Here is a 23,136-nt window from a genome sequence, read left to right as displayed (position 1 = left end):
CACTGCGTCAAGCAGTAGCAACAGCCTGCTTAATTCGTTTCAGCTCAGCATTTTGCATGTTCATATCGTCTACCAAGCTTGCCTCAGCATAAGCGCCTGTATGTAACTCAGCAGCAGCGCCGCATTCTCGTACCAAAGAGCAGCGGCTAAAGGACTTGGATAATAACCCCACGCGCTTGACGCACAGTTGCTACGTGATCAATGTTTACACTTAATAAAAGTTTTTGCAAAGTATTGTTAGATTAAGGTAATGAAGCAGTGGTCATAAGAAATCTTTTTGATAACGAAACCCAATCGACTGATCAACGGTACAAGAATATGAAACTTTAGACAGTCTCAGCACCAATTAGATTGGTTATAGCACTTTGAGGATAGTACTATTATTTACTGGTAACGCTGTTGCTGTTGCCATAATAAGCGGCTTTGCAATGGTTGATAATCCAGTAAATGCTCAATAAGCTGTCGATGAATTTTTGACCAATTATTTAAGGTTTTGTCAGTAATACCTAACTGCGTCATCGCAATGATATCAGTACCTTTGAAAAAAAATTGCCCCATAGTGTTGTCTAAATGCTCAGTCTGTATATCATTCTGCAAGACAGGCACTAAACCAACATCAGGTAAAAAGCGATAAGAATCGTCAGGCTGAATGATGCTTTCAACACTATCGTGAGTCAACATTAAGCTAAAACCCAACTCATTGAATAAATGCTGCTCAAATTGGCGCAAGCACAACCGTAATTCGTTGGCGCTCAAAGGTCGCCTAAGCTGAGACAGACTGTCCTGATAATGTAGCCATAATACTGGCATTGGCTCTTCAGTCGACAACAACCGCCATAGTATTTCGTTTAAATACAATGCCGCATATTGATGCTGACCTGTGATATTTTCGTAAGGCAATGGGTCTAAAACAGTGACAATGCCATCATCTTTTGCTATGCCTGTTTGAGTTGTGTGTTGCGATGCAATATTGATCTGACTAAACGTTTTTAAATCTCGTTTACCAGTGGCAAAGAGCTGCAATGGCATGAACAATGGCGCGCCTTTTTTCCCAATACCATGGATCACACCATGTTGCTGAGAAAACAGATAATATAAGGCGCGCTTTTCTTGATAAGGACGCTGATGCAATAAATAACCGATTAACGCTTCGTTACGCATTTCTTATTACCTCAGCATCGAGCATATAGAAAAGTGATTAAAGCGCTATTCTTTAATCAATATCCTAAGCTAGTCAATGCACGTTCGTCATCAGACCAGCCACGTTTCACTTTCACCCACAGTGTCAGCATGATTTTTTTATCAAACAACTGCTCCATATCTTTACGAGCATCCATACCAACTTGCTTAATACGCTGACCTTTATCACCAATCACAATGGCTTTTTGACCACTACGTTCAACATAAATAGTCGCATCGATGAAAGTACAAGCCTTACGTGGACGCCCTGTTTTTGGATCAGTGTGCGCAGGCTCATCTTTGAACCCATCAATTTGTACAGTTAGGTCATATGGCACTTCGTCACCAGCGCTACGCATGATTTTTTCGCGGATAATTTCACTGGCCAAAAATCGTTCTGAGCGGTCAGTAATTTGCTCGGTATCATAGATAGGAGCAGCAATAGGAAGATGCGAAGCAATCACTTCTTGTAGACGATCTAGGTTTTGGTTTTTTAAGGCAGATACTGGTACGATATCGGCAAAATCAAAACTGTCATTAAACGTCTCAATCAGCGGCAACACGCTGCCTTTATCTTTTAAGGTGTCAGATTTATTAATAACCAATACCACATTTAAATTGGTGTCGCCAAGCTTTTGTAAAACCAACAAATCATCATCACGCCATTGATCTGAATCAACAACGAATAATACCAAATCAACATCTACTAATGCAGATACCGCAGCTTTATTCATACGCTCATTAATAGCACGTACTTCATTGCGATGAATACCCGGCGTGTCAACGAATACTGCCTGCATCTCATGATTTGATAAAATACCGTGGATACGGTGACGAGTCGTTTGCGGCTTACGTGATGTAATAGACAGCTTTTGACCCAATAAGTGATTCATCAAAGTCGATTTACCAACGTTTGGACGTCCAACGATCGCGACATAACCCGCTTTAAAATCATCAGCAATACCTGCATGACTACTAGGGGCAAAGAATTCTTCAATTGCCATATCATTGTCTACAGTAATATCTTCTGCTTGATTGATGCCATCGTTAGTAGTATCGATATTATCTTTGTTTTGATTCAACTCTGTGTTTTCGGTCATATTTTTGGCATTATCTTCATCATTGGATGGCAAGTCAGTACGATTGCTCATAGGTTAATCCTATAGAATTTATATCCAGTCAAATGGGGCTTAATGATGTATTGGCTGTATCAGCACTAAAAAAGCAAAACCATCATCGGCTGGGAAATATTTAAGGTTTTGAAATGTGTGACGTTTACGCTAATTCAAATAAACGATTCTTAAAACGTCACTTAACATATATTGTCAAAAAAAGTGGTATGTGCGATCCATAGGTTAATCCTAGTTAGGATCGCTTTTTAGCTGAGCTCGGTAGTTTATGTAATTGGTTAATCATTAGTTCTGCTGCTTTTTGTTCAGCGATACGGCGGCTCTCGCCAGATTCAGTAATATCAGCACAGTTATTGATATTAACATGGCAACGTACAACAAAAATTTGATGCGGCGCGTTACCACGTGTTTCCATCAGCTCATAATGTGGCAGATCAAACTGCTTAGATTGTAGCCACTCTTGCAATCGACTCTTGGCATCTTTTAACGCTTTTTGGTCATTAACGTTGTCAATCAAATCACCATACCATGAGAGAACACAATCGCGAGTAATATCCAAATCTTGGCTGTCTAAATAAATAGCACCAATCAAAGACTCCACAGCATCAGCCAATATAGAAGCGCGATTGCGCCCACCACCTTTACGCTCACCTATCCCTAATATCAGATGATTAGAGAGCTCTAAGTTTTGCGCAATAATGACCAATGATTCTTGACGTACCAAAGTGGCACGCATACGAGTCAAGCGACCCTCATTTTGGCTAGGATAGCGATGATATAAAGCCTCACCCACAATCATTCCTAACAGAGCATCTCCTAAAAACTCTAAACGCTCATAATTTTTTTTGCTATCAAATGAGCGGTGTGTCAACGCAAGTTTGGGGAGACTCAAGTCCTTAAACACATAGCCTAACTTGCGTGTTAATACGGCTAACTGCTGAATAAATTCTGAGCTAACAATCAGCGTGTCGACAGACGTGCTATTTTGTTGAGGAGTAGGAATCGCTTGGGAATGCTGCAAAGTTGGTTTCATGCGTGGCTTGTGGTTATCCCTTCTGTTTTACTGATTTGGTTAGTAATAGTATGGATTAATGAATATTATAAAGACATTCAGATATTAAAAAATTTAAGAGTGATCTAACACTCTTTTTAGTTACTCTGCTGTTGTCATATCGATATCACCTTCGAAGCGATTAACGATATCAACATTACCAAAGAAATTTTTGGTGACTGCATATTGTTTACGAATAGCCAATTGTCCCGTCTTTTTATCAATAAAAGTAAATACGTCTTCCGCCTGAGTATCATAATCAGCATTAATAGATAGCTGTCTATTGACACGCTCGACAAACTGCTTGGCCGTCTCATTATTATTATTTGCTTCCTTAAGCTGTGCGCTTAAGGTCTTGGTCAATTGATAATCACCGATCTGAGCAGGTACGATAGCAACCATCAATTTGGCAGCAACTCCTAACACAAGAATAATTAAAACGATACTCGTTACGCTAGCACCACGCTGTGTGGCGATTCCAGATAATTGCTGCACTATGATATCCCTCTACTGGTAAACAACTATTTTTAGGAGCTACCGAAATACTAGGTAGCCATTTATTAGATAGCAACAATATTAGCATAAAACTATTATCGATAAATCAACCAATAAAGCGTCTCATAATCTTAATGACATAATCTTAATCAATAGTACCATTGCGTTCAAAGGTTGGTAAATTAAGTCCGGGTGGCTTATGCATCCAGATATAAACCGCTTTACCCGCTAAATTCTCATCAGGAACAAATCCCCAAAACCGACCATCAGCACTACGATCGCGGTTATCGCCCATCACAAAATACTGACCTTCTGGAACGCTAATACGCCATTTGGTACCTGCTGAGCTAACCACTTCTGGCGATTGCTGCTGCAAAAATGGTGCATATTGAGAGCTATTCATACCATTTAAGTAACGAACAAGATGCCTGTTTTCACCTTGTGTTTCCTGAAAGTATTGCGCCTTACCTTCTTCTTGCTGACCCATCGCTGCCGCACTGTCTTCGGTCAGTACTTGCCCTGGACCAATTTGTCCTGGTAAATAAAGCTGTGAGGTCAACTCAGGGTTTGCCGCAAAATCGACAGGCTTAGTGTCAACTGGGACATCGTTGATAGAAAGTGTCCCTTGATCATAACTAACAGTATCACCAGGCAAACCAATGACACGCTTGATATAATAAATACTTGGGTTTTCAGGATAGCGGAATACCGCCACATCACCATGTTCAGGCTCGCCCGTATCCAGCACTTTGTTATACGTCAGCGGTAGGCGCACCCCGTAGGCATACTTATTAACCGCAATAAAATCGCCCGTATATAATGTCGGTACCATAGAAGATGAAGGGATATTAAAAGGCTCAATCAAAAACGAGCGTACTATTAACACCACTGCCAATACAGGGAAAAAATCATAAGCCCAGCGTACCAAGAGACTTTCTTGACCACGGCCGCGAGTTTTACGCTGTTTCAGGGTCAGCTTATCTAATAGCCAAATAATACCCAAACCAATGGTTAATGGTACTAAAATTAAATTAAAATCAAAATCCATACTCAATTGCCTATTAACGAGCGACTTATCTGGCTATCTATACTATCAACTGCGCCACTAATTACACAAAAAAACTATCGTTGACCAGTCAATTAGTAATGACTTACTCAACCTGCAATACCGCTAAGAAGGCTTCTTGTGGAATCTCCACATTACCGACTTGCTTCATACGTTTTTTGCCGGCTTTTTGCTTAGACAATAGCTTTTTCTTACGCGACACATCACCGCCATAACACTTAGCTAAGACGTCTTTACGCATGGCTTTCACCGTACTACGCCCAATAATTTGGCTACCAATCGCCGCCTGAATTGCCACATCAAACATCTGACGCGGAATCAACTCTTTCATCTTAGTCACCAACGCATTTCCACGATAGCGTGATTGGGTTTCATGCACAATCATGGCGAGCGCATCGACTTTATCACCATTAATCAGTACGTCTACCTTAACCAATTTATCGACTTGATAACGCTCAAAATTATAATCAAGCGAGGCAAATCCACGTGATACCGATTTTAGACGGTCAAAGAAGTCCATGACGACTTCGCCCATTGGAATATCAAAGATCAGCTGCACTTGACGACCCATAAAGCGCATATCAACTTGTACGCCGCGACGCTCAATACACAAGGTCATCACATTACCAAGATAATCCTGTGGTACTAAAATCTGACAACGGGCAATTGGCTCACGGAACTCTTCAATGTTATTCGGTTCAGGCAATCTTGATGGGTTATCAACGTAGATAATACTGCCATCTTTTTTTACAATCTCATAGATAACTGACGGCGCAGTGGTAATCAAATCCAAGTCATATTCGCGCTCTAAACGCTCTTGGATAATCTCCATGTGCAGCATGCCAAGGAAACCACAACGGAAACCAAAACCTAGCGCATCGGAGGTATCAGGCTCGAAGAACAATGAGGCATCGTTGATTTGCAGCTTTTGCAGCGCTTCACGGAATTTTTCAAAATCTGTCGATTCAACAGGGAACATACCGGCATAGACTTGCGGAGTAATCTGTTTAAAACCTGGAATACGCTCAACGTCTGGCGTTTTAGAATGAGTAATCGTATCACCCACTGGCGCGCCAGCGATATCTTTGATACCAGCAATAATAAAACCGACTTCACCCGCCTCCAAGATACCCGTATCGACAGGCTTAGGCGTAAAGACACCGATCGAGCCGACTAAATGCGATTCTTTGGTTGATTTGATATAAAGTTTATCACCTTTTCGGATAGTACCTTCACGTACCCGAACCAATGACACAACGCCTAGATAGTTATCAAACCAAGAGTCAATAATCAATGCTTGTAGTGGCGCCTCACGATCACCAGTCGGTGCAGGGATAAATTCAACCAATGCTTCTAGCAGTTTATCGACGCCCAAACCCGATTTAGCAGAAACTCGTGGCGCATCAACTGCGTCAATACCAATGATGTCTTCAATCTCTTGAATGACACGCTCAGGCTCGACTTGTGGCAAATCAATTTTATTTAATACCGCCATGACTTCTAGACCCTGATCAACGGCAGTATAGCAGTTAGCCACGGACTGAGCTTCCACCCCTTGCGCGGCATCAACGACCAATAGCGCACCTTCACAAGCGGCTAGTGAACGCGATACTTCATAAGAAAAATCAACGTGTCCTGGGGTATCGATAAAGTTGAGCTGATAGCGCTCACCATTAGGATGATCGTAGAATAAGGTTACCGACTGCGCTTTAATGGTGATACCGCGCTCACGCTCAATATCCATGGAGTCAAGTACTTGCGCCTGCATCTCGCGATCTTGCAAGGCACCGCACATTTGAATAAAACGATCAGCAAGCGTCGACTTGCCATGATCAATGTGGGCAATGATTGAAAAGTTACGAATATTTGCTAATGCAGTCACAAAGCGCCTACTAAATTAAGGGTGATAGAATAATAAAATCAAGAAATAAATGCTGTCAGGCGCAACCGCTAAAATAGCTGTCCATCGTTAAGGGAGCAATAACAAGAGAAAATAATTAGAATCAGCTTATTTGCCAATATTATCATCTCCAATCAACCGCTCAGGACGTCAACTCTTACGCGCAGGCATGAAAGAGCATTCTAGCAGTTTTCTACCATAAAGTAAGGCGATTTTATTAGCAGAGGGATGATTTACAAGTGAAGTTACGAGCGGATAACTGTACAGATAGAAAGCGAGCGGCTTGATAGCACCTTATTCACTTCGACAAGACTCATGCTAACTGGATATGAACAATCAATAATCTACTGAGGGGTATTGGTTTTGGACAGATCACTCTCTATGGGTTCACATCCTGCGCTATGCAGATATTTATACATCCATGGTGACTTACCGTAAAAAGCCCCGTTGATCTGAGTTTGCTCTATCAAGTATTCACGAAATCTAAGATAAAACTCATTATCTGGGTGGTGAGGTTGTTGCCAAAACTCATTAAGTGGTTTTTGATCTATCAGTTTCGGCGTATCATAAATCGCGCGACCCATGATCTTGGTAGGTTTTTTGTGATATACCGATTGCAAACCTGTCGTGCTATTGATGGTCACCATCCCAATACTGTGTTTCATCAAGGTTGGCAGGTGCATGTCGCAACCATAGAATACACGATCCGCCACTTGATAGCGTCTGGCCAAGCTAGATACCAGCTCGCGATAATCTCGATGACCACGATCTAGCGGATGATGCTTGAATACCAGTAATTGCTGCTTATCAGCATACTCTGCAAAGCTTGCAATAGACTCATCAATAAACTGCACCACATCACGATAGTCACTATGATGGGTAATCTGCGAGTCATTATGCACTTGTAAACTAATCAAAAAATAATTATTACTTTGTTCTTTTGTCAGCTTATTTTGCAATCGCTTATCAGGTAAATACCCTCGCAATTTACGCCATGGTGCTTTGAGCCAAGCGATTGCTTCTTGCCACGCCGTCATACCACGATAATGCGAATAGTGCGGATAGCGACTTTTGTACACCCAAACGATAATATAGTAGACAATCGCAGCGATACTCAAACGATAAAAACGATTGTGAGTATACAGTGGTTTATCATTGGCTTTTTTGAGCGCTTTAATATCTGCCGTATTTAAGCGCGAATAGCCATTAATGCCATATTCTTGCAATGTAATGTAATCGGGACGCAAGTAGCCTTCTTCAAATACAAAAAAAGAGGTGCCCAACTGCTCACTGATACAAGCAGCTTGGGTGTGATGCGGACGACAATCACCAAAACAGACAATCGCATCAATGCTATTTTCTGCAATGAAAGCCTGCAACCAAGAAGAGAACTGCGCTAACGTATCGGTATATTCATAGGTATTATCATGATGATAAAAAAATGCATCACCTGCATTAAAGTTGATCTTACTAACCTTAATATTTTGAGTTTGCAGAAATGTCGAAAAACGGTTGAAGAATCCGCCCATCTTTCCCTGTAACAGCAAGACGTGTCGATGAGTAAGCAAGTGAGACATCGAAGCTGCCATAGTATTGAATTACCATTAATGAGAAGATGAAGGATAAAAGCGGGAGTATTTATTAAACAACTTGAATATTAAGCCGTGTGAATACACATCAATCATCACTGATTATACCGAAAAAGCCCCTACTTGTCGCAATGGATTTGCGTCACAAGTTTAGAATAAACTAACGAGATAGTTTACGCAGGCGCTGCTGCCATTGATGACGCTGCTGCATAAAACGAGTAGTCGCTTGGCGTTTAAAATTTTCAGATAGCGTGGGTAAAACTGAAGTCGCATGGTTAATCGAGCTATTTATAGGGTTAGATATTTGCGCTTGAGATTCTGTATTATGAATATCTTTAAGCAAAGGAGCGCTTTTAGGAGGGTATAAATAGTCAATCACTTGCTCTACTTGTGCAAGCCCGTACCCATTAGGTAAACGATATAAGGGATAGCGAATAAGCGCACAATATAACAATTGCTCAAGCGTTAATGCAGTGTCGCGTTTTCGTCTCTCTAAATAGTCAGCTTTCGGTGAAAACTGGGCATCAATATCTGCCGTTAACCCCCAACCAGCATAAAACGGTAAGCCGTAGCAAGTAACGTCTAAACCGCGCAGCAACGCCTCAAAGCCAGTCAATGAGCTAATCGTATGTACTTCATCAACACACTCTAAGCAATCAGGCATCGCGGTATCATAGGCGACGGCACTGACCTGTTGTAAAAACTCTGCGCTAACCTTACCAGCCCTTAGTCCTGCTTCAACATCAGGATGCGGCTTATAAATAAGATAAGCATTAGGGTTGTCTTGGCATACACGCTCAATCAAGCCGCTGTTGGTTTTGATCGTCGAGCCACAGTACTGCACCGATAAATCATCTTCGACTTGACCGATGATTAGAAGACGACGCTTGCCAGATACCCTAGCCTCATCCATCCAAGAAGTATGCTGGTTATTAGCACTGTCGACCTCAGCCCCAACATTGTATTTACTCACCCGCTGATTCAGCAATTTATCTTGCAGCTGTTTTACACGGACACTTTGCTGTGGGTTCAGTGCTTGACAATGACGTAGCAACGTCTCTAAATCTGAGGGCTGGGTCGCATCATAATAAATGCCTTGCTTGTCTATGACGACCGACAACGGTGCTAACAACGTCGCGCCCAAACCATTTGAGCGGATAAATCCATCTTCCATACAGTATATAGACGGTATGGACAAATGCGGCTGTTTCTCAAGCTTACGCTGTAATTTATTTTTTACTTGTTGCCGCTTAGCCAAACCCCACACTAATAGAGGCTGCTGATAATCAACACGAAAATGATCAGGATGCAGTAGATTCTTGAGACGTGGCTTGGGTTTGATAAATAATGTCGTACGCGGTAGATTCGTAAAAGCTTTTACAAATGGTAATTTCCAGCGACTAAATTCATATATCGTGAGATCCCCTTCAAGGCGCGCTTGCCAATATCGATTAGTCACTAGCCATTCTATCGCTGTATCAATATCACAGGCTTGCTTGGTGGCCGGATCTACATAACGACTATAATCTATATAGGCGCTATAAAATAACGTTTCTAACGTCGCAGATGTTTTTTTAGCAAATGATTTAGGAAACAACGCAGGATTTGAATGTTCCCGATCCTCTAGCTGTTTGCTGACAAGTTTTTGACGACGTTTTTCGACCGCTTTAAGCAGATTTTTGGGTGCGCCGCTGTCATCAGTTAGACCCCAGCCACTATACCAGTTGACCCCGAAGCAATGTACTGCTTTACCTAACATCAACCCTTCAAAGCCCATATGTGAGCTGACCGTATAAACATGGTCAACTTGCTCTAATAGCTGTATAGGATTGAGTGATTGCGTTAATAGCCGAACCTGTTTAGGTAGTTTTAAACGGGTCAGGTATCCTGATTTTGACGCAGGATGTGCCTTTATCCAAATATGGGCATGAGGATGATTACGACACGCAGATTTTAACATCTTCTTAAACTGACGTTTATCCGCGCCCGCACCGGTGATAGAAGCATCACCAACCACTTGGTCAATCAATAAAACATGCGATTTCAAGGAATCTGCCGTTGTATTAGCGCCGTCTTCACTTATCAATTCATTCAAGGACGGACAATCGATCACTGCGTTATATTTACTGAGCTGCTCATTACAAATACGTGCCATCAATTGCCGCGCACGCGCGTCATCTATTTCGTAATTATTAGGCGTAGCAGTATTTTTAGTACGCTCAATAATCAGCCGCTCAAGGCGTGAGTCATGCGTCGTATCAAAATAAATACCAAGGTCATCAACGACGACACTCAGGCCATGACGGCTACTAATACCAGAATCTAATGAGCGCAAAAAGCCATCTTCGACACTTAATGTCTCAAGCTTTTGCCGCTTAGCCACTTTATTAGCTCGTTGATAGCTTTTTTTACGACCCCAACCGATAAAGGCATCGGGTTGCTGAAAAGAGAGAGAGGAACTGGACAAATGAGTTATCTGATTTTTTACAACATTAGGTAATGGCAATGCAGACAGTAAAAGCGTTTTACCTGCATTAACACGTTGCGGTAGACCTGACCACGGATACCAGCGCTGAATATCTGCTTGCAATACCTGAGACAAAAGTACATTGTTTTGACGCATACCCTTACCAATGACCGCCAAGTGCTGTGGCAATGGGTATGGGTATGATGGCAAAAACAGCGCATTATCAGAGTGAGAGGTCACTGCCACATTGACATCATCTGCCGCACTTTTTGCCATTTTTAACACCCTTATTCATTACTTTTGCATCTATCTATGCAGATGACTTGTTCTCTTGTTATACAACTTTTCAATAATGGTTATAAATCGAGAACTACTTTAGCAGCAATGGCCAACTGATAAACAATTTGCGATAAGCCGCGAGCAATTTCTACGCGCTTGGTTTTGACTTTTGGTAATACCATAATCTCATCGCCTTGCTGGATACGGTAAGCGGTATTGACCACCTCACTGGCGCCATTTTGATGGATAATCAAGATTTCTTTAACATCAGCATTGTCAGAGAAACCGCCTGAATTGGCAACATAATCACCAACGGTATAATCTGGATTAAAGGTCAGCGCGCCTTGTGCTCGTACTTGACCATTAACGGTAATGACAGACGTTTGCGCAGGTATCTCAATGATATCACCTTGCTGCAGAATAATATCCTGCCACGAATTCGGGACGACAACAATTTGACCCGTCGTTTTAACATTACGCGCTTTGGCAACAAACTGCTTAACCAATGCTGCATCGTCTTGACGCAGTGCTGCTTCTTCACGAGTGGTCGACTGCGTGGCAAGCGTCAGCTCTTCTAGACGATCGAGTGACTCATTAATCATGCGTTTTTGTTGCTCAGCAACAGACTCACGATAAATGGTCAGATGAGTCAGTTTAGCGAGTGGGCTTGGCTGTAGCTGTGGCACGATGTCCTTTAAGCGAGCACCATATGGCACAACCATGGCACCATTACCTGTATGCGCACCTTTTACTTGCACCGCGATTGTGCCCGCATAACGATCGGAGGTAACTACCATCTGATCACCATTATAAACAGGCACGTTTTGAGCTTCTGCCAACGAGTAATATTCCGCCGTCTGTGCACGTCCTGCACTGCGAGTGATACTAACGTTGGTGGCATTCGCTGCTGGATTGGCCACTTGCAATACATCACCAATGGTCAGATCGTTCACATCAAATTCAAAGGTATATTCGTTTTGGACTTGACCGCCTACTTCAAAGGTTTTTTTCTGCGGCGCGACCGTAATCACATCGCCATCACGAAAAGAGAATGCTTGTAATTTACCCGCTAGTAAAAAATCATACAGGTTGACTTGCTGTAGCATTTGCCCATTACGTTTGATTTGAATATCAATATAACTACCACGTGTTGGGTCAACGCCACCTGCTCTATCCAAATAAGACAATACCGAGTCTGCTGCTAAACCGCCGTAATAGCCTGGTTGCTTGACGAAACCTGTTACAAATACCTTCACTGGCTGTGCTTGCTCTAATGAAGCATAAACGCCAACGTTCGAGCGATAAATACGACTGACAGCACTTTTTACCACATTTTGCAGACTGCCATTTTGCACACCTGAGACACGTACTGGACCGATATTTGGCAAGAAAATATTGCCTTGTGGGTCGACGGTCATGGTAGCCGCATATTGATAAGCGCCCCACATCCGTACTTGGACGTTATCACCTGGATTAATCACATAACTGTCATTAAAGGTAGAGCCAGAGGTGGTCGAAAATGCTCCACGAAACAGCTGCTCACCAAACATCATGTCTTGCGTGTTGATGTCTTGATAGGGGCGCGTGGTATTGATGACTGACTGACTTGGCAAGCTTGAGGCATTAACCGCTTCTTGCGCGGTCGCCTGTCCTGATACACCACCTGCAAATGCCTGTGTTGAGACATTGATGTTATTGCTGTTTTGGTCTTGACTCATGCTGTTATTGCTGGTGCCAAAGCTAGATCCTGAAATTTGATCAGCATAACTGCCTGCTGCTAGTGCTGATACACTGCTGGCGGCCATGGCCAAACTTAACACTTTTATCACGGTCACAATAGGACGTGGTTTCATATTCATGAGTGGTATTCCTTTGCTGATCTATCGATCATTACTGATATCTGGTGTGTTAAAACTAGCTACGATGATCACGAACAACTGCCATCACTAGGCGCACAAATCCATAAAGCATCATAAGTAATGCTAGCGACGTCCAAATAATATAAGCACGGCGTGGATAAGTTGCTTCTTCAGCCTGATATGGTGTTGAGATAACAATCAAATTCTTCATCTTTTTAAAAGCTTCTAAACGTGCCTTCTCAAGTGAAGATAACGACAATTTATAGAGCTCAGTAGCGAAATCAACATCTGCCTTGATAGTCTCAAACTGTACCGCTTGACGGTTTAACTTGGTGGTATTCGGTGATGTCAGCTTGGTTTGCTCTTGGTTGATTTGCTCTTCGACTGCTTTAATCTGGCTTCTTAATGACACTACTTGCGGTGCATCTGGATTTAGATAGCTGAGTAATTGACGCTCTTCGGTACGTAATGAACTTAATTGCGCTTGCAAACTACCAATCAGCTGATTCACAATTTGAGCATTGGATTGTGGATCGTAAATCTCATTTTCGTTTTGATATTTTAATAGCTGCTCTTTGGCATCATTTAGGCGATCTTGTGATTCATCTAACTGTGTCTCAGCAAATACCAGCTGATCACGAGCCACCTCTTGTGAAATACGGTTGACGAACTGCTCAGACTCATTGAGGATTGTTTTATTCAGCTCAAAAGCATACTTTGGATCAAAGGCTTCCGTCGATACTGACAGCACATAGCTTTGCTCGTCCAGATTGATGTGTACACGCTTTTTGAAGTACTCAAGTAATTCTTCTTGTGTCGCATCAGGCTTAATTTCATTGAGCGGATCTGAGCCATCGACATGATACGCTTCGCGGAACTTGAACTTATTATCAAGGCGCTTCACCATATCATTGGATAGAATATACTCGGTCAGATAAGTCGCATCTTCTTTACTGGTACTGTTCACACCCAACAAGGCCGACAGTCCACCGCCAGAAGGCACACTGGTATCACTGACTTGTTTGACCACCACATCAGCCGTCGAAATAAACCGCGGATGGGCAAGCGTCATGACATAAAAGATCACCAGCACCCAAGGGAGGATCACCAAGCCAATAAACAGCGAGAAGTCAATTATCTTATTTTTTCGCTTTGTGGACATGCTCTTCATATACCTCAATCGCTTCTGTTGTATCGTCAAAGACGTGTGCTGTTTGATCCATTAGCACAATACCAATATCACAATTACGCTTAATATCACCGATGTTATGCGACACTATTAAAAATCCTGCTTGCTCGCGGCGCGCTGCTAAAATCTCTTCACTACGCTTACGAAAAGCCGCATCACCCACAGCGCCTGCTTCATCAAGCATATAATAATCAAAATCGAAGGCCAAGCTTAAGCCAAACGTTAAACGTGCTTTCATCCCTGAAGAATAGCTTTTTACCGGCATATCAAAATAGTTTCCGATATCTGCGAACTCTTCCACAAAACGAATTTTTTCGTCAATATAGGGACCGCTTGAATAAAGACGGCAAACAAAGCGGACGTTTTGACGACCCGTCAAACTACCTTGGAAACCTCCGGCTACCCCTACTGGCCAAGAAATCGTCGAGTCGGTAATAATCTCTCCGTGATCAGGCTTATCTAGTCCGCAAATAATACGCAGCAAAGTCGATTTACCCGCCCCATTACGACCGAGTAAACCCACACTTTTTTTATCACCAATGGTCAGATTCAAATCTTTAAAGAGATAATGCCGACCCTGCTTGGTCATAAAGGACTTAGAAACATTTCTAATTTCAATCATTCACTTACCTGTCATTATTTAGAACGTATTAAGTCTCTTTCTACTGCTTTATACATTAATAAACCTAAGAAATTTACTGCAACTGTCCACTTTAAAAAATACGCTATATCAATATGATAAGCGGGGTAAGTAGGAGATAGTGCATTTCTCATTAGCTCGATATTATGGACAAATGGGATATACAATAAATAACTTAGATATGGCTCAGGAATAATATGAATAGAGTACATAATCCCAGATATGAAATATAAAATAGTAAAAATCAAACCTATAATTTTGCTGATTTCACCACCATAATAACCGACAACCATCATAATCATCGCTAGACCAAACCCAAACAAAAATAAGGTCAACCAACAAAACAATACTACATTAAAATGTGCAAGGCTGATGGGAATACCAATGAATGCAAGTATGACTAACAACAGTACAAAGGTAAAAAAATAAATCACTAGCTCTAGAAATGAACGGGCAATAATGACGTCAATGTGACGTACTGATCGATACATTAAAAGCCCTTGATTGGCCTCAACTGCTCCTAACGCTCGTGTTGCTATGGTACTCATCATACGAAAAGGCACTAGGCCTGCCACCAGAAATAACATGTAGTCCATTCCTGGCAGCACACGGGTCATAATAGCGCCAAATATTATCAAATAAATAGCAACTTGAAACATTATCTCTAATGGCGCCCACAGATAGCCCAAGCGATAACCACCAAAGCGCGTTTGCAGCTCACGCATCAGCAAAGCATGAAATGCGGCACCCATGACTTTTAGACCACTGCGGTGCTTAATAGGACGATAAGGAGGTAGTTGTACAGACATGGCGTTACAGGACTTTACCGAAAACAGCCCCTATGATAAGTAAGCGGGACATAAGTTACAACAATTAATCTGTACCTAAACAGATAAAGCTATGATTTAGCAAGAAATCAGTAGGTAATTATAATGTTTTATGGTGCGGCTTGAGCCATTCACCATATTCTTAAATAATTTATTTCAGGCAAAAAAAAACCAATCAAATAGTGATTGGTATTTTTTATATTACAGTTCTTACTAAAAATGGTGGCGATGAAGAGACTTGAACTCTTGACCTCACGATTATGAGTCATGCGCTCTAACCAGCTGAGCTACATCGCCATTTTAGGATGCACATTTTACCCAAGCTGTTGACTGTCGTCAACCCCTATAAGGGCATTTTTTGCAGAAAATATGAAATTTATTCAAATTAGCTGCATTTTTATCACGAACAATAAAAAAGGTTTGGTAAACCGATAAGCCGGGTTCTGTCGTGGACAATCATTCCTCTAGGCGTACAATCGCTCGTACGCTCAAGCAACCTACCCGCATCGAACGCGGGCCGCGCCATGCCGATGCCTATTTGGTCTTGCTACGCGTGGAGTTTACCATGCCGTGAACTGTTGCCAGACACGCGGTGCGCTCTTACCGCACCCTTTCACCCTTACCGATGACATGAACATCTTGCGATACTCATATAAGCCAAAGGCGGTCTACTCTCTGCTGCACTGGTCGTCAAGTTACCCTGCCCAGCCGTTAGCTGGCACGCTGCCCTATGTAGCCCGGACTTTCCTCCCCTGCTCAGTCTGTTGCCAGTGTGCAGCGGCGATTGCCTAGTCTACCAAGCGCGCTAGTATAGCAAAATTAATCTTGCTTTCGGAAAGTTTTTTAGCTTATTTTTAACGGTGATTTATATAAAGTTTTCAGGGAGTATAAAATCTGCATTATTACAGCTATCATTCCCATGCACAGGTAAAGATAACCAATTCGTATTTGGATAATTCTCCGCTAAATAATTTTGCAAAAATGCAACCGTACTGTTAGCAATCTCAGCATCCGTCTGAGCAGCATTATCATGAATATGATTATAAATAACACTATGAACTTCTAAACCGCGAAATTTTATCGCCTCCAAACTAAGCAAGGTATGGTTGATGCTACCAAGCCGACCAGAAGTAACCAAAATAATCGGATAACCTTGAGCAGTAATATAATCTAAAATTAATAACTGCTCCGTTATTGGCACGAGCAACCCACCAGCACCTTCTAGTAATACCAAGTCATACTCAGCTTGCAATCGTTTGGTGGCACTAGTGATCAGTTCAGGATCTAGCACTTCTCCTGATAACCGAGTCGCTAAGTGCGGTGATGCAGGCTTCTCATAACGATATGGACAAGTGGTGAAATTAAGGTCGCAAGGTTGCAACGGAAGGTTCATCAGCTGACGATGGATAATAATATCATCGGCAATGCCTATCTCGCCACTATCTGGATTTATTGCGACACCAGTTTGCACCAGCTTTTGGGTAATAACATTAATACCTTGCTGCATGAGCGCTTTGGCAATCATACCCGTCGCATAAGTTTTGCCGATGTCGGTATCGATACCGGAGATAAAGAGAACGCTCATTCTTGACCTTTTTGCGTTAAATAACTACTGACTACTTTTAACAATGCTTGGCAAAGGGTAGCAAGTTCGTCTTCGCTAATCACATAAGGCGGCATGATATAAACCAGTTTCCCAAAGGGTCTGACCCAAATACCGTTTTCAATCAATAAAGACTGAAAGGTCGGCATATCAACCGCTTCATTTAGCTCAATGATGGCAACTGCGCCCAGACAGCGTACTTCAGCAACGCCATCTAACATTGCCGCTGGGGCAAGCTGCTGTTCCATTATGGCTTGCATATTTGCCGTGCGTGTTTCAATATCGTAAGACAAAATCAAATCAATCGATGCACACGCGACAGCGCACGCCAATGGATTACCCATAAAAGTAGGACCGTGCATCAGTGCGGGATAGTCACTGTTATGGATGGTATCAGCAATTTTGCGAGTGCATAAAGTCGCCGCAAAAGTCATATAACCGCCAGTCAATGCTTTGCCAAGGGTCATAATATCAGGACTGATATCAGCATGCTCACACGCAAATAACTTACCACTACGACCAAAACCCGTGGCGATTTCATCCGCAATCAATAGCACATCGTGCTCATCACACAGCTGACGCAGCAGTTGTAAATATTGAGGACTATAAAAGCGCATCCCACCTGCGCCTTGAATAATCGGCTCGATAATAAATCCAGCCAACTTATCGCTATTTTTATCAAAGAAATCCGTTAATTCATCATATTCCTGTTGGGTAATATCACGTTCAAAGCCCGTTGGCGGAGCTGGCACAAAATGCTGCATCGGTAACTGTTTACCATACAAGCTGTGCATGCCATTGATAGGGTCGCAGACACTCATCGCATGCCATGTATCGCCATAATAACCTGAATGGGTCGAGGCAAACTGCTGCTTGGTTGGACGCTTGGCAGCAATTTGATATTGCAATGCCATCTTTAATGCCACTTCCACCGCAATGCTACCGCTATCGGCATAAAATATGGCATCCAGTCCAGCAGGAACGATTGCAAGCAGCTTTTTGCCCAAGTCTATTGCGGGTTGATGGGTCAAACCACCAAACATGACATGCGCCATTTTACCCAACTGCTCAATCATCGCTGCATTCAGTTTGGGATGATTATAGCCATGGACACTAGCCCACCACGATGACATACCATCAATCAAGCGCGTGCCGTCTTCAGTAACGATATAAATACCATCAGCGTGATCAATCACAATATTGGGATAAGTCGGCGGTAGACTAGCATACGGATGCCAGAGATGTTGCTGGTCAAAGTCGTTTGTTGATTTCGTAGATAAGAGTGATGTTGTCATATTTTATTGACCAGTAATGCGTTTATATTTTGACAACAAATCGCTTTCGGTCTCGACATGCTTGGGATCATGAGGAATACAATCGACTGGGCAAATGACCACGCATTGCGGCTCGTCGAAGTGCCCGACACATTCGGTGCATAAATCAGGGTCAATCACATAAATATCATCGCCTTCTGAGATGGCTTCGTTTGGGCAGGCAGGCTCGCACACATCACAGTTGATGCATTCATCAGTAATTAATAACGCCATAGACTGCTCCTTATATTTTGCTTATAGCACTTGTATCGTTGGCTTTGACGATTTCGATGCGTTTAAATGTTCGACACATCTTCATTGTCAGCAGGTATTTTGCTATCTAAGATTGAGTTTTTCAGCAAAAGCTTGTGACACACATGGCGGGACAAATTTAGTCACATCACCACCGAGTTTGGCGATTTCTCGAATCATCGTCGAAGAGATGAATGAGTAATTCTGCGATGGCGTCAAAAACACCGCTTCAAAGTTTTCATCAAGCTCACGGTTCATATTGGCCAGCTGAAATTCATATTCAAAATCTGACATCGCACGCAGACCTCGTAAGACAGCAGTGGCGTTTTTTTCACGCATAAAGTCAACGAGTAGACCTTCAAAACCCACCACCGATACTTGTGGTAAGTCAGCAAATACCGTCTCGACTAAGGCAACGCGCTCCTCAAAGTTAAATAAAGGCTTTTTGTGATGTCCTGAGGCAACCGCAATAACGACCTCGTCAAACAGTTTGGTGGCGCGTGTGACCAAGTCCACATGACCATTGGTAATAGGATCAAAGGTACCAGGATATAAAATTCTGGTGTGCAGCTTTGAGGAGTTAGCAGAAGTAGAGTGGCTCATAGCGTGGCTAATAGGGTCAGTAATAGTAGGCTATATGCTAGCAAATTTTGCTCAAACTTAATACTTATCGTCGATGCATTTGTAATATAGTTACCGCCTTAACCTTACTTAATGTACTCAGTCTTCTGTTTGCGCCCGATTGCTGTGTGACCACCTTAAATGACTTCGACTATATTGGCTACATTTGTCCTAATAGCCGACTTACATTTTTGTTAGAGGCTTTGCTACAATAGGCGGTTCGACTCATCCGTTTTAGCATTTATAAAAAATAACCCACATTTAAGGGTTAGGATGAGGAATTAGTAAGACTAGAAATATAGGGACAAGATATATTTAAGCAGTCCTTATGGAGAAATTATGTCAAAAAAATCAAAAAAACCAGAGAATCAAATTTGTGCCAATAAAAAAGCTCGACACGAGTATTTTATTGAAGAAACGTTTGAGGCAGGTCTGTCGTTACAAGGTTGGGAAGTAAAAGCCATTCGCGCGGGCAAAATGACCATTACCGAAGCTTATATTATCTTTCGTAATAATGAGGCATTCTTATTTGGCGCGCATATCCAGCCGCTACTATCCAGCTCGACGCATGTCAGTCCTGATAGTATCCGTACCCGTAAACTGCTGCTCAATCGCCGCGAAATAGAAAAGTTAATGGGTGCAGTCAACCAAAAAGGCTATGCCTGCGTGCCATTATCCTGCTATTGGAAAAACTCGTTGGTGAAATGTCAAATTGGCTTGGCATTGGGTAAAAAACAGCATGACAAACGTAAAACGCTTAAAGACCGTGATTGGGAACGTGATAAGCAGCGTGGTTTTAAGAAGGATTTAGATTAAAGCCATCTTTCAACAGATTGGTGTTAATCTTAAAAAAACGGACGATTCAACTTTATGCTGAATCGTCCGTTTTTATTTGTTCAATCTATTTTACTTATCAACCCTCAAACAACTGGCGCAATCTTTGTTGTTTGCGATTGTTTATGAGCGCTACGTAATTTGCGCACCCCATGAGCCACTAAAAATGCGATGCCTACCCAAATCAAGCCATAGCTATAGATCATCGCTGATTCAAATGGATTGCCCAGTACCGTGATTGCCAATACGAATAATAAAGCAGGCTCCAAATAGCTCATCATGCCATAGACGTTGACTGGTAGCATCTGACTGGCATCAACGTTGGTTTTCATCGCAAGCACGCTCATAACACCAAGTCCCGCCAGCATCAGGATAAAAAAGCCAGAACCGCTCACTAAGCTTAAACTGCTCGGCGCAATAAAAAATAAATACGCCAAAGCAAATGGTGCGAATATCGTTAAATCAACCAATAACCCAGTCACCGCGCCAATCCCTTGCAGACGACGCAAAATATAATACAGCGGATACGTGCCGCAGACCCAAAGCGTTGCCCAAGAGACACTTTGCGTACGGATAATTTCACTGCCGACTCCTAATACGGCAAAGCCAACCGCCAACCATTGCAGACGGCTTAACTTTTCGCCAAAAAAGACGCAGCCAAATATAACCATCATCAGTGGAAATAAAAAATAGCCCATTGCGGTTTGTACGCCCTGCCCATTGACGGGCGCCCACATAAATAACCAAAACTGGCTTAAGAATATAGGCGTTGGCAATAGCAACCATGCCCATTGTTTAACAGAGCCTAATGCTCTGAGTTTATCGATGTGAAAACCTAAGCGCCCACTGATCAGCAAATATCCTATCAATGCCGCCCACATTGCCAGCATCCGCCAGATAAAGACTTGCGTACCTGACAATGGCGCCAAAAAGCTGCTGTAAGCATAAAGTACGCCAAATAATAAATTCGATAACACGGCTAACGCCACGCCCAATATTAATGTGCGTTGCTGTGCGCTACCCGCCGTCCAAATCGCTGGCAATGGCAAGCGCGAGACAGTCGTTGCTAGCGTATTTACAAAGACAGTAGAAAGCATTGAAGTAGACATAAAAGCACCGTAAGTTTACATAGATATTAGAAAACCAGCTGTGAGCTTTTACTTGTTAGGGTTAAGCTTTGGTTGCTAGGTTTTAATTGTTAGCGTCTATTTTACTCAGTAGCAGTGAGATATTATTGCTATAAAACTTTATTTATGAATAAATTTAGCTTTTAGAACCTTTAAAAATAAATATTTTCTTAAATTTTGACTTATAGTGATAATAATTATAAAAAAAATACAGTGAATGAAACGCTTTCTAAAAGAGAGAACACCATGAGCCAAGTTTTAGATGATATCGATAAAGCGATTTTAAATTTATTACAAGACGATGCGACCTTGCCATTAAAAACCGTGGCAGAGCAAGTGCATGTGTCTATCGCTACTGCCCAGCGCCGTATCCAAGCATTAATCAGCAACGGCGTCATTACCAAGCAAGTTGCTATCGTTGACCCAAACAAGGTGGGCTACGGACTGACCGCCGTGGTGATGATAGAGATGGCGCGCTCAAATACCTCGATGCAACATCGGTTTGAGCGCTTGATGAATACACAGCCACAGGTGATGAGCTGTTATGAGGTATCAGGTGATGCGGATTTTATGTTGATGGTCAATGCCAAAAATATGAGTGATTACCATCGATTCACGACTGGTTTGCTCACCTATGAGAATAATGTGCGCAACTTTAAAAGCCAATTTGTGATGAACTTTACTAAAAGTGGTACAAAGATTTTGCTCGATTAATTTGAGTATGAAAACTGCTTGGCTGTTTAATTAAAAGTAGATAAGTCGCGGTCAAACAAGGTACGATATCAACGAAAGTTTGGCAGTAAATAATAGATGCCGCACCAGCAGTCCATCGCCTAGTAGACAAGGAAGCCTTACCATGACTAAAAACACCCGTACCATTCGAAAAGAAGAAAGTAATAATCCAGTACTAAAAGCATTAAGCTTTAAGACAGTGATAGTCGGTACATCACTTGCAGCATTACTCGCCAGCTCTGGCTGTGCCACTAGCTCATTATTAGACAGTGACAATCGAGTCAACACCACAACGACTAAACACGTTTTGTCTGAAGATCAAATTGTGGCTTTTGGTCGCCCTGCACAAGCATTGCCAAAAATGCCCAACGCGACCATGGTGATCGTCGGTGAAAAGAACAGCTATGTGCTGACCCAAGGTGGGACAGAGATGGTGAATTTACTGACCAATTTGACACCAAAAAATATCCAAGTTGATAATGAGATGAACTTTTATGTGCCCAATAACGATGGTTACTTTCAGGGAGAGATGAAGCTGTCTTATGCCAAACTAAAAGATGAATTTAAACGTTCTGACTATCAGTTCTTTTTGCAAAACAACGGCAAAGAATGTACCTCAGCCAGTGACCAGCGTATCAATGCTCAGCGCTTTTGCTTTAGCGTTCCTGTCAAAGGTGCTATCTATCCGCAAGTAAGTAACCTCAGCTTAATCCAATCCAATTATCGCCCTTTAACTAAGCCTTATACGGTGAGCTTTTATACCCAAAGTCAGCAAAATCAAGTGTCTCGTAGTGGCGCAAATACAGCTCAGAAGCTGGTTTTATTGCCTTTTGCCTTAGCTTTTGACGTTGTCACTTTCCCATTTCAGTTATTAGAGTAGCAAATCCTTACTATAAACGATGATTTGAAATAAAGATGCGCTTAGTTCCTAGAAGCCTTTTTATTCATAGATTACTTAAACTATCAATAACTTATCGCTAATC

General features: G+C 42.2%; 21 protein-coding genes, 1 tRNA gene and 1 other RNA gene. 3 read left to right on the top strand and 20 right to left on the bottom strand.

The window, feature by feature from the left end:
• Positions 1-7: 7 nt before the first annotated feature.
• The 19 genes from JFC08_RS13725 to coaD form a co-directional block, all read right to left on the bottom strand.
• Entirely contained in the window at positions 8-172 is a 165-nt protein-coding gene (locus JFC08_RS13725; protein ID WP_227697617.1) for a hypothetical protein, read from the bottom strand.
• Positions 173-384: 212 nt separating this feature from the next.
• Positions 385-1,161, bottom strand: coding sequence for a DNA repair protein RecO (gene recO, locus JFC08_RS02990; RefSeq protein WP_198329652.1), 777 nt, complete (start codon positions 1,159-1,161; stop codon positions 385-387).
• Between the two features lie 56 nt (positions 1,162-1,217).
• A complete protein-coding gene (gene era / locus JFC08_RS02985; RefSeq protein WP_045443844.1) occupies positions 1,218-2,183 on the bottom strand; it encodes a GTPase Era in 966 nt (321 codons plus the stop codon).
• A gap of 361 nt (positions 2,184-2,544) precedes the next feature.
• Positions 2,545-3,342: a ribonuclease III gene (rnc, locus tag JFC08_RS02980; RefSeq protein ID WP_109590990.1), complete on the bottom strand. Its 798-nt coding sequence runs from the start codon at positions 3,340-3,342 to the stop codon at positions 2,545-2,547.
• 120 nt (positions 3,343-3,462) lie between these two features.
• Positions 3,463-3,855 (bottom strand): DUF4845 domain-containing protein, encoded by a 393-nt coding sequence (locus JFC08_RS02975; protein ID WP_238034824.1) that lies wholly within the window; start codon positions 3,853-3,855, stop codon positions 3,463-3,465.
• A gap of 145 nt (positions 3,856-4,000) precedes the next feature.
• Positions 4,001-4,903 (bottom strand): signal peptidase I, encoded by a 903-nt coding sequence (gene lepB / locus JFC08_RS02970; RefSeq protein WP_198329651.1) that lies wholly within the window; start codon positions 4,901-4,903, stop codon positions 4,001-4,003.
• Between the two features lie 103 nt (positions 4,904-5,006).
• The gene (gene lepA / locus JFC08_RS02965) at positions 5,007-6,803 is read right to left on the bottom strand and encodes a translation elongation factor 4 (protein WP_198329650.1); all 1,797 of its coding nucleotides are present in this window, start codon (positions 6,801-6,803) and stop codon (positions 5,007-5,009) included.
• Between the two features lie 362 nt (positions 6,804-7,165).
• Positions 7,166-8,410: a capsule biosynthesis protein gene (locus JFC08_RS02960; RefSeq protein WP_198329649.1), complete on the bottom strand. Its 1,245-nt coding sequence runs from the start codon at positions 8,408-8,410 to the stop codon at positions 7,166-7,168.
• 160 nt (positions 8,411-8,570) lie between these two features.
• Positions 8,571-11,153, bottom strand: coding sequence for a capsular polysaccharide biosynthesis protein (locus tag JFC08_RS02955; RefSeq protein ID WP_198329648.1), 2,583 nt, complete (start codon positions 11,151-11,153; stop codon positions 8,571-8,573).
• Positions 11,154-11,233: 80 nt separating this feature from the next.
• Positions 11,234-13,015, bottom strand: coding sequence for a polysaccharide biosynthesis/export family protein (locus tag JFC08_RS02950; RefSeq protein ID WP_198329647.1), 1,782 nt, complete (start codon positions 13,013-13,015; stop codon positions 11,234-11,236).
• 55 nt (positions 13,016-13,070) lie between these two features.
• Positions 13,071-14,177, bottom strand: a complete 1,107-nt coding sequence (locus JFC08_RS02945; RefSeq protein WP_227697616.1) for a KpsE/RkpR family capsule polysaccharide export protein — start codon at positions 14,175-14,177, stop codon at positions 13,071-13,073.
• Complete coding sequence (locus JFC08_RS02940; protein ID WP_198329645.1) at positions 14,155-14,826, bottom strand: ABC transporter ATP-binding protein; 672 nt, start codon at positions 14,824-14,826, stop codon at positions 14,155-14,157. Before JFC08_RS02940 ends, JFC08_RS02945 begins: the two co-directional genes overlap by 23 nt.
• 14 nt (positions 14,827-14,840) lie before the next feature.
• Positions 14,841-15,596: an ABC transporter permease gene (locus tag JFC08_RS02935; protein ID WP_227697614.1), complete on the bottom strand. Its 756-nt coding sequence runs from the start codon at positions 15,594-15,596 to the stop codon at positions 14,841-14,843.
• Between the two features lie 295 nt (positions 15,597-15,891).
• A tRNA-Met gene (locus tag JFC08_RS02930) sits at positions 15,892-15,968 on the bottom strand.
• 119 nt (positions 15,969-16,087) lie between these two features.
• Positions 16,088-16,471, bottom strand: an RNA gene (gene rnpB, locus JFC08_RS02925) — RNase P RNA component class A.
• Between the two features lie 65 nt (positions 16,472-16,536).
• On the bottom strand, positions 16,537-17,256 hold the full coding sequence (gene bioD / locus JFC08_RS02920) for a dethiobiotin synthase (RefSeq protein WP_198329643.1): 720 nt from the start codon (positions 17,254-17,256) through the stop codon (positions 16,537-16,539).
• Positions 17,253-18,569: an adenosylmethionine--8-amino-7-oxononanoate transaminase gene (bioA, locus tag JFC08_RS02915; protein WP_198329642.1), complete on the bottom strand. Its 1,317-nt coding sequence runs from the start codon at positions 18,567-18,569 to the stop codon at positions 17,253-17,255. Before bioA ends, bioD begins: the two co-directional genes overlap by 4 nt.
• 3 nt (positions 18,570-18,572) lie before the next feature.
• The gene (locus JFC08_RS02910) at positions 18,573-18,821 is read right to left on the bottom strand and encodes a YfhL family 4Fe-4S dicluster ferredoxin (protein ID WP_060490412.1); all 249 of its coding nucleotides are present in this window, start codon (positions 18,819-18,821) and stop codon (positions 18,573-18,575) included.
• A 102-nt stretch (positions 18,822-18,923) separates the two neighbouring features.
• Positions 18,924-19,442: a pantetheine-phosphate adenylyltransferase gene (coaD, locus tag JFC08_RS02905; RefSeq protein ID WP_045453657.1), complete on the bottom strand. Its 519-nt coding sequence runs from the start codon at positions 19,440-19,442 to the stop codon at positions 18,924-18,926.
• A 357-nt stretch (positions 19,443-19,799) separates the two neighbouring features.
• On the opposite strand from coaD, the gene smpB reads away from it, so the two are divergent.
• Positions 19,800-20,276 (top strand): SsrA-binding protein SmpB, encoded by a 477-nt coding sequence (gene smpB, locus JFC08_RS02900; RefSeq protein ID WP_011512728.1) that lies wholly within the window; start codon positions 19,800-19,802, stop codon positions 20,274-20,276.
• A 104-nt stretch (positions 20,277-20,380) separates the two neighbouring features.
• On the opposite strand, the gene rarD is transcribed toward smpB, so the two are convergent.
• Complete coding sequence (gene rarD, locus JFC08_RS02895; RefSeq protein ID WP_198329641.1) at positions 20,381-21,403, bottom strand: EamA family transporter RarD; 1,023 nt, start codon at positions 21,401-21,403, stop codon at positions 20,381-20,383.
• Positions 21,404-21,667: 264 nt separating this feature from the next.
• On the opposite strand from rarD, the gene JFC08_RS02890 reads away from it, so the two are divergent.
• Together JFC08_RS02890 and JFC08_RS02885 are read left to right on the top strand one after the other, a co-directional pair.
• The gene (locus JFC08_RS02890) at positions 21,668-22,135 is read left to right on the top strand and encodes an Lrp/AsnC family transcriptional regulator (protein ID WP_045453648.1); all 468 of its coding nucleotides are present in this window, start codon (positions 21,668-21,670) and stop codon (positions 22,133-22,135) included.
• Between the two features lie 142 nt (positions 22,136-22,277).
• Positions 22,278-23,033: a YidX family protein gene (locus JFC08_RS02885; protein ID WP_227697612.1), complete on the top strand. Its 756-nt coding sequence runs from the start codon at positions 22,278-22,280 to the stop codon at positions 23,031-23,033.
• Positions 23,034-23,136 lie beyond the last annotated feature (103 nt).

Source organism: Psychrobacter cibarius (assembly GCF_016107535.1).
In the GTDB taxonomy this organism is placed as follows: Bacteria; Pseudomonadota; Gammaproteobacteria; order Pseudomonadales; family Moraxellaceae; genus Psychrobacter; species Psychrobacter cibarius.
The sequence above is the reverse complement of the archived record's forward strand: the minus strand, read 5'-3'. Positions and strand labels throughout refer to the sequence as shown.

What these genes read in the sequence shown, in the direction of transcription:
- JFC08_RS02885 (WP_227697612.1), top strand. Translation starts at nt 22,278, where the DNA reads ATGACTAAAAACACCCGTACCATTCGAAAAGAAGAAAGTAATAATCCA.
- bioA (WP_198329642.1), bottom strand. Translation starts at nt 18,569, where the DNA reads ATGACAACATCACTCTTATCTACGAAATCAACAAACGACTTTGACCAG.
- JFC08_RS02940 (WP_198329645.1), bottom strand. Translation starts at nt 14,826, where the DNA reads ATGATTGAAATTAGAAATGTTTCTAAGTCCTTTATGACCAAGCAGGGT.
- smpB (WP_011512728.1), top strand. Translation starts at nt 19,800, where the DNA reads ATGTCAAAAAAATCAAAAAAACCAGAGAATCAAATTTGTGCCAATAAA.
- bioD (WP_198329643.1), bottom strand. Translation starts at nt 17,256, where the DNA reads ATGAGCGTTCTCTTTATCTCCGGTATCGATACCGACATCGGCAAAACT.
- JFC08_RS02955 (WP_198329648.1), bottom strand. Translation starts at nt 11,153, where the DNA reads ATGGCAAAAAGTGCGGCAGATGATGTCAATGTGGCAGTGACCTCTCAC.
- JFC08_RS02890 (WP_045453648.1), top strand. Translation starts at nt 21,668, where the DNA reads ATGAGCCAAGTTTTAGATGATATCGATAAAGCGATTTTAAATTTATTA.
- lepB (WP_198329651.1), bottom strand. Translation starts at nt 4,903, where the DNA reads ATGGATTTTGATTTTAATTTAATTTTAGTACCATTAACCATTGGTTTG.
- recO (WP_198329652.1), bottom strand. Translation starts at nt 1,161, where the DNA reads ATGCGTAACGAAGCGTTAATCGGTTATTTATTGCATCAGCGTCCTTAT.
- coaD (WP_045453657.1), bottom strand. Translation starts at nt 19,442, where the DNA reads ATGAGCCACTCTACTTCTGCTAACTCCTCAAAGCTGCACACCAGAATT.
- JFC08_RS02945 (WP_227697616.1), bottom strand. Translation starts at nt 14,177, where the DNA reads ATGTCCACAAAGCGAAAAAATAAGATAATTGACTTCTCGCTGTTTATT.
- JFC08_RS02910 (WP_060490412.1), bottom strand. Translation starts at nt 18,821, where the DNA reads ATGGCGTTATTAATTACTGATGAATGCATCAACTGTGATGTGTGCGAG.
- JFC08_RS02950 (WP_198329647.1), bottom strand. Translation starts at nt 13,015, where the DNA reads ATGAATATGAAACCACGTCCTATTGTGACCGTGATAAAAGTGTTAAGT.
- era (WP_045443844.1), bottom strand. Translation starts at nt 2,183, where the DNA reads ATGGCAATTGAAGAATTCTTTGCCCCTAGTAGTCATGCAGGTATTGCT.
- rnc (WP_109590990.1), bottom strand. Translation starts at nt 3,342, where the DNA reads ATGAAACCAACTTTGCAGCATTCCCAAGCGATTCCTACTCCTCAACAA.
- JFC08_RS02960 (WP_198329649.1), bottom strand. Translation starts at nt 8,410, where the DNA reads ATGGCAGCTTCGATGTCTCACTTGCTTACTCATCGACACGTCTTGCTG.
- JFC08_RS02935 (WP_227697614.1), bottom strand. Translation starts at nt 15,596, where the DNA reads ATGGGTGCCGCATTTCATGCTTTGCTGATGCGTGAGCTGCAAACGCGC.
- rarD (WP_198329641.1), bottom strand. Translation starts at nt 21,403, where the DNA reads ATGTCTACTTCAATGCTTTCTACTGTCTTTGTAAATACGCTAGCAACG.